At 70.3% G+C, this 6,979-nt stretch carries 14 protein-coding genes; 1 reads left to right on the forward strand and 13 read right to left on the reverse strand.

Annotated elements, in window-relative coordinates:
• Positions 1-166: 166 nt before the first annotated feature.
• Genes OERS_RS21535 through OERS_RS11225 form a run of 4 tightly spaced genes read right to left on the reverse strand, consistent with a single transcriptional unit; the run spans position 167 to position 1,735 of the window.
• A complete protein-coding gene (locus OERS_RS21535) occupies positions 167-322 on the reverse strand; it encodes a hypothetical protein (RefSeq protein WP_169834215.1) in 156 nt (51 codons plus the stop codon).
• Positions 319-1,110: a DNA-methyltransferase gene (locus tag OERS_RS11215; RefSeq protein ID WP_068625825.1), complete on the reverse strand. Its 792-nt coding sequence runs from the start codon at positions 1,108-1,110 to the stop codon at positions 319-321. The genes OERS_RS21535 and OERS_RS11215 overlap by 4 nt, the downstream gene beginning before the upstream one ends.
• A complete protein-coding gene (locus OERS_RS11220) occupies positions 1,107-1,412 on the reverse strand; it encodes a hypothetical protein (protein WP_139107796.1) in 306 nt (101 codons plus the stop codon). Before OERS_RS11220 ends, OERS_RS11215 begins: the two co-directional genes overlap by 4 nt.
• On the reverse strand, positions 1,409-1,735 hold the full coding sequence (locus tag OERS_RS11225; RefSeq protein WP_211268469.1) for a WhiB family transcriptional regulator: 327 nt from the start codon (positions 1,733-1,735) through the stop codon (positions 1,409-1,411). Before OERS_RS11225 ends, OERS_RS11220 begins: the two co-directional genes overlap by 4 nt.
• A 190-nt stretch (positions 1,736-1,925) precedes the next feature.
• Here OERS_RS11225 and OERS_RS11230 point away from each other — a divergent pair, with 190 nt between their 5' ends.
• Complete coding sequence (locus OERS_RS11230; protein ID WP_083201389.1) at positions 1,926-2,822, forward strand: YDG/SRA domain-containing protein; 897 nt, start codon at positions 1,926-1,928, stop codon at positions 2,820-2,822.
• Between the two features lie 5 nt (positions 2,823-2,827).
• Here the strand turns inward: OERS_RS11230 and OERS_RS11235 are convergent, their stop codons facing one another.
• The 9 genes from OERS_RS11235 to OERS_RS11275 form a co-directional block, all read right to left on the reverse strand.
• Positions 2,828-3,640 carry a hypothetical protein gene (locus OERS_RS11235; protein ID WP_068625827.1) on the reverse strand — a complete coding sequence of 271 codons (813 nt, stop codon included), beginning with the start codon at positions 3,638-3,640 and terminating at the stop codon, positions 2,828-2,830.
• Positions 3,637-4,449 (reverse strand): PD-(D/E)XK nuclease-like domain-containing protein, encoded by an 813-nt coding sequence (locus OERS_RS11240; protein WP_169834216.1) that lies wholly within the window; start codon positions 4,447-4,449, stop codon positions 3,637-3,639. Before OERS_RS11240 ends, OERS_RS11235 begins: the two co-directional genes overlap by 4 nt.
• Before the next feature lie 109 nt (positions 4,450-4,558).
• Positions 4,559-4,795, reverse strand: coding sequence for a hypothetical protein (locus tag OERS_RS11245; RefSeq protein ID WP_068625829.1), 237 nt, complete (start codon positions 4,793-4,795; stop codon positions 4,559-4,561).
• Positions 4,792-4,998 (reverse strand): hypothetical protein, encoded by a 207-nt coding sequence (locus OERS_RS11250; RefSeq protein ID WP_068625830.1) that lies wholly within the window; start codon positions 4,996-4,998, stop codon positions 4,792-4,794. The genes OERS_RS11245 and OERS_RS11250 overlap by 4 nt, the downstream gene beginning before the upstream one ends.
• Positions 4,995-5,267 (reverse strand): hypothetical protein, encoded by a 273-nt coding sequence (locus OERS_RS11255; protein ID WP_068625831.1) that lies wholly within the window; start codon positions 5,265-5,267, stop codon positions 4,995-4,997. The genes OERS_RS11250 and OERS_RS11255 overlap by 4 nt, the downstream gene beginning before the upstream one ends.
• Positions 5,264-5,626: a hypothetical protein gene (locus OERS_RS11260; protein WP_068625832.1), complete on the reverse strand. Its 363-nt coding sequence runs from the start codon at positions 5,624-5,626 to the stop codon at positions 5,264-5,266. Before OERS_RS11260 ends, OERS_RS11255 begins: the two co-directional genes overlap by 4 nt.
• Entirely contained in the window at positions 5,623-5,844 is a 222-nt protein-coding gene (locus OERS_RS11265) for a hypothetical protein (RefSeq protein WP_068625833.1), read from the reverse strand. Before OERS_RS11265 ends, OERS_RS11260 begins: the two co-directional genes overlap by 4 nt.
• The gene (locus OERS_RS11270) at positions 5,841-6,623 is read right to left on the reverse strand and encodes a phage antirepressor KilAC domain-containing protein (RefSeq protein WP_068625834.1); all 783 of its coding nucleotides are present in this window, start codon (positions 6,621-6,623) and stop codon (positions 5,841-5,843) included. The genes OERS_RS11265 and OERS_RS11270 overlap by 4 nt, the downstream gene beginning before the upstream one ends.
• Positions 6,624-6,696: 73 nt before the next feature.
• The gene (locus OERS_RS11275) at positions 6,697-6,918 is read right to left on the reverse strand and encodes a hypothetical protein (RefSeq protein ID WP_068625835.1); all 222 of its coding nucleotides are present in this window, start codon (positions 6,916-6,918) and stop codon (positions 6,697-6,699) included.
• Between the last annotated feature and the right edge of the window lie 61 nt (positions 6,919-6,979).

Raw genomic sequence — 6,979 nt, forward strand, 5'->3', positions numbered from 1 at the left:
AGGTCGTCCCGTCGATCGAGGCGCCACCCGCGATACCGGAGGACCTTCCGGGCCCCGTCGGTGGCATCGAGAGCGCCTCGACCTGCCACAGTGGCGGTGTCCCGATTGGCACAGGTCTCGACGCGGCACACGACGTCGAGGGTCATAGCCCACTCGCGGCCGCCACTCACGCGGCACCGTCCTTCTCGGCCTTGAGTGCCTCGGCCCAGATGTCTCGGACGGCGGGCGTCGTCGGGCGGTGGCCGTGGAGCATCTGGTGGCGGAGTCGGCCGGCGAGGTCCGGGGTGAAGGTGGCCCCGCATCGGCAGGTGTGGGTGGTCATGCTGTCGCCCCGAGGTCGAGGACGTCCTGGTCGCCCCGTGGGACAGCTTGTCCCTGGGCCTCGCGGATCCGGCGCTCAGCGGTCGCTGCGTGATCGTCGACCATCTCGACGCCGATGAACCGACGCCGCTCGAGCATCGCGGCGACCCCTGTGGTTCCCGAGCCCATGAACGGGTCGAGGACGGTGCCGTCCTCGGGGCAGATCTTGACGAGGGATCGCATGACGTCGACGGGCTTCTGCGTGATGTGCTCGCGCTCGCGCGGAGGCGAGGCTTGGTAGAAACCGGGGAGTACCGCGGCCGAGTAGTCGACCGGTAGGGGCCCGTTGCTGCCCCAAGCGACATACTCGGCCTGGGCGGTGAAGCGGCCGGACTGAGGCCGGGCGTTCGGCTTGACCCAGGGGACAATGCCCCGCCAGATCCACCCGCCAGCCTGAATGGCGTCAGCGGTTGACGGGAGCTGACGCCAGTCGGTGAATGCGAGGATAATTCCGCCGGGCTTGGTAGTGCGGAGGGCCTCGCCCATCCAGAGCGCAGACCAGTAGGCGTAGGCGCGTTGGTCGCGATTGTCGCCGGAGAACGCAGCGATGTTGTCACGGGCGCTGCTGTCGGACTGAACGTACTTTGCGTGGGTTCCCTGCATACGGTCCCCTCGCACCATGCCGCCCGACGAGTAGGGCGGGTCGGACACGACGGCGTCAACGCTCCCGCTGGGCAGAGCCGCGAGCACTTGGAGGGCGTCGCCGCGATAGAGCGCGGCGCGGTCATCTGAGTAGTAGGGGGTGGTCATGCTGCTCTCGCTTCTCGGCGCCGGGACTCGGCGCCGTCGGGTTCGGTCTGCAGGGCGTCGCGACGTGCGGCCTGCAGGGTTGGGGTGTCGCCGTGGCGGCGCTCGTAGATCGGCTTGAGGCGACGTGCCGCGGCGCGTGTGGCGTCTGGGTCTTCCGTGACCTGTGCGCGGCGGGCACGTTCGGCCAGGACGTCGAGCCGTGACTGGTACGTCTCCTGCTCGGAGACGAGGAGCTGGTACGCGACCTCGCGCGACTGCTGCGTCATTCGCGCGTAGTCCTCGATCGACGGTGCGCGCCTCATGCCGCGGCCCTCCGTTGCTTGCGGAGCGCAGCCGCACGCTCGGCCGGGGTCTTGCCGCCGAACATGCCGTACCGGATGGCGGCGTCGCTGCGGGACTCCGTTTCGAACGCAGCCTGGAGGCAGAGCGCCGCTACGGGGCAGCCGGCGCAGATCTTGCGGGCGTCGTCGTAGGCGCCTGGGAGGTCCGAGTTCGGGTGCCACGGGTCGCCCTGCAGCTCGTGGTCCCAGTCGCGGCACCTCGCGTCGAGGCGCCAGTCCTCGGGCTCGCGGGACGCGAGCGGGTTTGTTGGTCGGGTCATGGTCTGGGCGCGCAGGTTGGTCACTGGTCCTCCTTGTGGCAGCCGCACGCGCAGTCGGTGGGCTCGTCGGTCGTGTAGTTCCAGGCGTCGCCCGAGCGCGCGCGGTACTTTCCTGCGGCGCAGTCGGGGGAGTAGGGCATGGGGTACATCACGCGGCCACCGCCGGACGGACGACGGCGCGGTCATGTCCCTGCCGGCCGCTACGCTGCGCCACATGACTGAGCCCAGCGTGTTCGGAGAGATCCCCGGCAACCCGGAGGGCACCGACTACACCGGCCGCGACAAGGTGAAGGCAGCGGGACTGCACCGGCATCTTCGGGCGGGGATCAGTGGTGACCACCGGCAGGGCGCGGACGCGATCGTCGTTTCGGGCGGATACGCCGACGACCAGGACTTCGGCTACCGGATCGTCTACACCGGCCAGGGCGGACGCCTGCCCGGATCGCAGCGGCAGGACTTCGACCAGACATTCACGAGCGGCAACCTCGGTCTTGCCCGCTCGGAACAGGCGGGCCTTCCGGTTCGTGTCATCCGCGGTGCCGGCGGAGACAAGACGCACTCGCCGACGAGCGGGTACCGCTACGACGGCCTGTACATCGTGCGAAACCACTGGGTCCAACCGTCGAATGACGGCCCCCTTATCTACCGGTACGTCCTCGAGATGGCCGACGGAAGCAAGCGCTGGCAGCCCTCGGCGCCCGGGACGAAGACCACACCGCCGGCCGGCAACACGGCTCCCAATCGCAGGAGCAGTACGGTCCAGCGCATCGTCCGCAACAGCGCCGTGACCCAGTGGGTCAAGGACACGCATGGGGGTACCTGCCAGGTGTGCGGAATCGTGCTTGCTACTGCGGCCGGCAACTACAGTGAAGGCGCGCACATCCGCGCCCTGGGTGCTGCCCACAACGGGCCCGACACCGCGGACAACGTCCTGTGCCTGTGCCCGAATGACCACGTCCTGTTCGACAAGGGCGCGCTCTACCTCGAGAACGGCAACGTCTACCGCACCGAGGGACGCACGCTCATAGGCCCGCTGCGCACCCAACGCCACCACGCCATCGACTGGGCACACGCGAACTACCACCGCGAGAACTTCGCCGGTATCCGGTAGGGCGCTCACGACGCGACCTCGTCAGCCTCGGGCTCGACCTCGGCGACGGGCAGGTTCGCGATGTCGCGCTTGAGGTTGTCGATCACCGCGGACGCCTCGGACTTCGTGAGCTCCTTCGTGGAACCGACGATGCGGCCGATGACCTGCGAGGCGTAGGCCAGGCCGTCGTCTCGCGTGGCGATCCCGAACTCACCGAAGGAGGCGTGGAGCGTGCGGAGCTGGTCCGGGGTGATCGTCGGCTCGGCGTCGGGCATTGGCTCGACAGCGGACGCGAGGACGTCCGCCGCGGACTCGCGGCGTGCAGGCTCGGCGGGCGCCGCCTCGCGCGCCTCCTCCTCCGTGTACGTGACGCCGTAGAGAGCCTCGGGGCAGGCAGTGCGCGCGCACTCGGTGATCGCACGGGCCTTGAGCATCGCGGACGCGTATTTCTTCCAGACATCCTTCGTGGACAGACCGGCGGCGCGGGCCTTTTCGATCGTCCAGGTGGCGGTGTAGACGAAGTCGGGGTCGTCGGCGCGGACGATCTCGGCGCGCGCGCTCTGATCGTCGCCCTGGACGCGCAGCCGGTGGCCGGCCCTGCGGACGTTCGCCGCGATGAGCTCTGCGGACGCCGACGGCTTCCCCTCGATGACGTGGATCCGGTACAGCGACTCGGCGGGCGCGAGGCCCATCGCGGCGCCCAGGTTCACGGCGACCAGGACGGCGCCCGGATCGTCGCGGTAGGGACGCGGGAGGATCGACGAGGCGGAGACGGTCTCGGCGAAGCGCCACTGCTCGGCGAGCGGCAGGGCGGCGGTGGTCGTAACGAGGTCGGTCATGATGAGTACTCCTCGATGAGGTCGGGTGCAGAGTGCCAGCGCGGCGGTGCGATGCGAGTGATGCCGGTCGGGTAACCCGGCCACTCGCCGCGCTCGAGGCAGCGGGCGTAGAGGTCGATCGCGGCGCGCGTCTTGGCGCGCCCGATCGCGAGGTAGTCGACGTCGAGCTCTACGACCGATACGAGGTGCGGCGCCTCGGTCTCGACGAGGACGTGTAGGAAGCGAGTGGCGGTGCCGCCTGCCTGGGTGAGGCCGTCGAGGTAGTGCGCGGCCTGGACGTCGTAGCCGAGGTTCGCCGCAGTCCGGGCGAACTCGCGAGGGTCCGCGGAGCGCGCGGTCTTGAGGTCGACGACGACGCCCGCGGCCTCGTGCAGGTAGTCGAGGCGCCCGCGGCAGCGGACGCCGGACTCGACGTCGTCCCACAGGACCGACACCTCGGTGCGGCCGCCAGCGAACAGGCGCCCGGCGTCCGGGTGGGCCTTCACCTTCTCGGCCATGGCTGTCGCGGTGTCGTACTGCGAGGGCTTGAGCGGGACCCCGCCCGCGGCCCGGATGGCCGCGACCTCCTCCTTGACGGCGTTCGTGCGCCACTCCTCGGCGTCGATCCGCACGAGGTCGAGCCCAGTGCCGAGCACCATGCCGTGCACGGCGTGCCCCAGGTCGAAGGCGGTCTTCTCGACCCGGTGCCTGCGCGAGTGCTGGTAGCGCGCCGGGCTGTCGAGCATGGCCTTCACGCCCGTCGAGGACAGTCCCGGGAGCGCGTGGTACTCGAGCTCGGGGACGTCGTAGTGGATGCCGATCTCGATCACTTCCGCCCCTCCCTCTTGCGCCGCGCGTCGATGCGTCCTGCCCACCACGCCGAGGCGAAGAGGAGGACGAGGCAGACCGCGGTGCCGACGACGTCGGCCCAGGCGGCGCTCACGGCATCTCCGTCGTGATCGCGGCGACGGCATCGCGCAGGGCCTGCCAGTCGGCGAGGAACTTCGCCTCGTCGGCCTCGGGCCACTGGCGCAGGTCCTCGCCCTCCCAGATCCAGCCGCAGACGTCGATCGCGGCGAAGACGATTCGCATGTTCGGATCGGACGGCAGCTGACGGCGAGCAATCTCGGCGTCGTGCCGCTCCTGGCCCATGTAGAGCGAGCGGTCGCGCATCATGGGGCCACGTCCTTCACGAGCCGGTACCCGGTCGACGTCGGTCGGAAGCGGTCCAGGCGGATCGAGGTCCGGCGAAGCAGCGACGTCTCGACGAGCGCGTGGGTCTGCCCGACACTCACGACGGTCACGCGACGTCCGGCAGAGCGCTTGTCGTTGTCGGCCCAGACCTGGCCAGGGCGAACGGGAGTGGTGGGCACGGTCATGCGACTGCCTCCGTGACGGTGATGCGGCGGATGAGGTGGGCGGGGTGGGCGGACTCGTCGCGGTCTCGGCGTGCGCGCTCGATGCTCTGCCGCCACTGGAAGTAGTCCGCGAAGGTGTGGGCGTCGTCGTCGCACCAGCAGGCGGCGTAGACAACCTCGCCCTCCGGTGCGGTCGCGACGCACTCGGCCGCGGCACGCTCGATCTGGTCGGCCAGGCCGGGCGGGAGCGTCGCGAGGAGCGGTCGGAATCGGTCCGTGGCGGCGGTCATCGCGCACCGTCCGCGAGCCATGCCTCGGCCTGGTCTGCGAGCGATCCCGGCGCGAACGCCTCCATCTCCACGTCGTCGTAGGGGAGCGACGGGTCCTGGATGACCTGCTCCCGCTCCGGGATCCCGGCGAGCTCGCGGGACACGAAGCCTTCGAGAACAGCGACTGCCTCGCGGGGCCCGTGCTGACGGAGAGCGCCCGAGGCGATGACCAGCGCCTCGTCCTCGGTGGTCGCCGTCGAGCCCGCGCCGAAGAACAGGGCCGGGATCCGGCGGGGGAGAGCGGGGGAGGACAGGGCCTCAAGCGCCTGCACCGGGAGGGAGGCGGGACGGCGGCGACGGAAGAGGTTCAGGGGGTTCATCGGGTGGCTCCGTTCTTCTTCGGCGGCTCGGTGGGGCGCGACTTCAGCCAACGCTCGAGCTCGGCGACCTGGATGACAGGGCGCGAGGTGGGGTAGCGGAAGACAAGGTCGCCCCGCTTGTGGGCCGCGTAGAGCTCGTCGCGGCCGACGCCGCACGCGGCAGCCGCGTCGTTGACGCGAAGGGCGAGTACCGTTGCGGACTCGGTCTTCGGGATCACGCCGCGTCACCGCCCGTAACGTCGAGCTCGCCCCGGTCGACGACCTTGGTGAGCGACTTGGCGAGTGCCTCGACGCCCTTGGCCGTGACTCGGACCTGCGGGGTGTCGATGACGCGCTCGCCGGTCTCGGGGTGGTGGTGCCAGCGCGCGCGCTCTGCGAGCGCGCCCTGGTCGACGCGGCGCTGGTACGCGCGGGGCTCGTCGGCCTCGTTGCGGTAGATCCAGCCGTTGGCCTGCATCCAGGCCCGCAGGCGCTTCTCGCCCGTGAGGATGCCGTTGTCGCGGCTCAGGATCTTCGCGGCCTCGTTCACGCTGAGGTCGCCCGACGTGGAGAGGAACGCGTCGAACGCCTCGGCACGCGGGGTGAGCGCAAGGATCTTCGCCTCGTTCGCGGCGATGAGCGCGTGTGCCTCGATCACCGCGTGCGCCAGGAGCTCCGGGCCGTTGAGGGCGGGCGTGCCGTAGGCCCCGGTCTTGCGGATCGCGGGCAGGACGTCGGAGGTGATCCAGCGGCGGAAGCGGACGGCGTCCGGCTTGTCTGACCGGATCACGACCTCGTACATGCCGGCCTCGGAGACGACGGCGAGGTTCTGCGGCCCACCGGGCGTCGGAAGGGTGTGCGTCTGGCGCACACCCTCGTCGAGGCGGGCGGCCAGTCGCCCGGGGGCCGCGATGTCGAGCACCCGGGCGAGGTCGGCGAGGACGAACCAGGGCTCGCCGTCGATCGTGACGACTCGGACGGCCTGGCCGTCGAAGTCGAACGGAGTAAGGTCGGTCACGAGATTCCTTCTCTCTGTAGGCATGACGAAGGCCCCTGCCGGGCATGGCGGGGGCCTTCAGTGCTGTGCGGGGTCAGGCGGCAGCGAGGACGTTCCTTACCGCGGTGTCGCCCGTGGGGTCCCTGTAGTTCAGGACCGCTCGGAGCAGGTCGTCAGGGTCGACGTGCTGCATGCTCTCGGCCCGCTTGTGGATCTTGAGCGCGAGGCGCTGGGCCTTGCTGCGCCTGAGCTCGATGCCGTGCTCGTCGGCGAACTCTCGAATGCGCTGCTCCCAGCCGGTGCGGGTGATGGGCATGACGATGACTCCTGGTATCTGCGTCCGTGGCGAACCTCGGAGCGGGGGGTGGTGTGGGGGC

Origin of the sequence: Oerskovia enterophila, from assembly GCF_001692445.1 — a bacterium.
In the GTDB taxonomy this organism is placed as follows: domain Bacteria; phylum Actinomycetota; class Actinomycetes; order Actinomycetales; family Cellulomonadaceae; genus Oerskovia; species Oerskovia enterophila.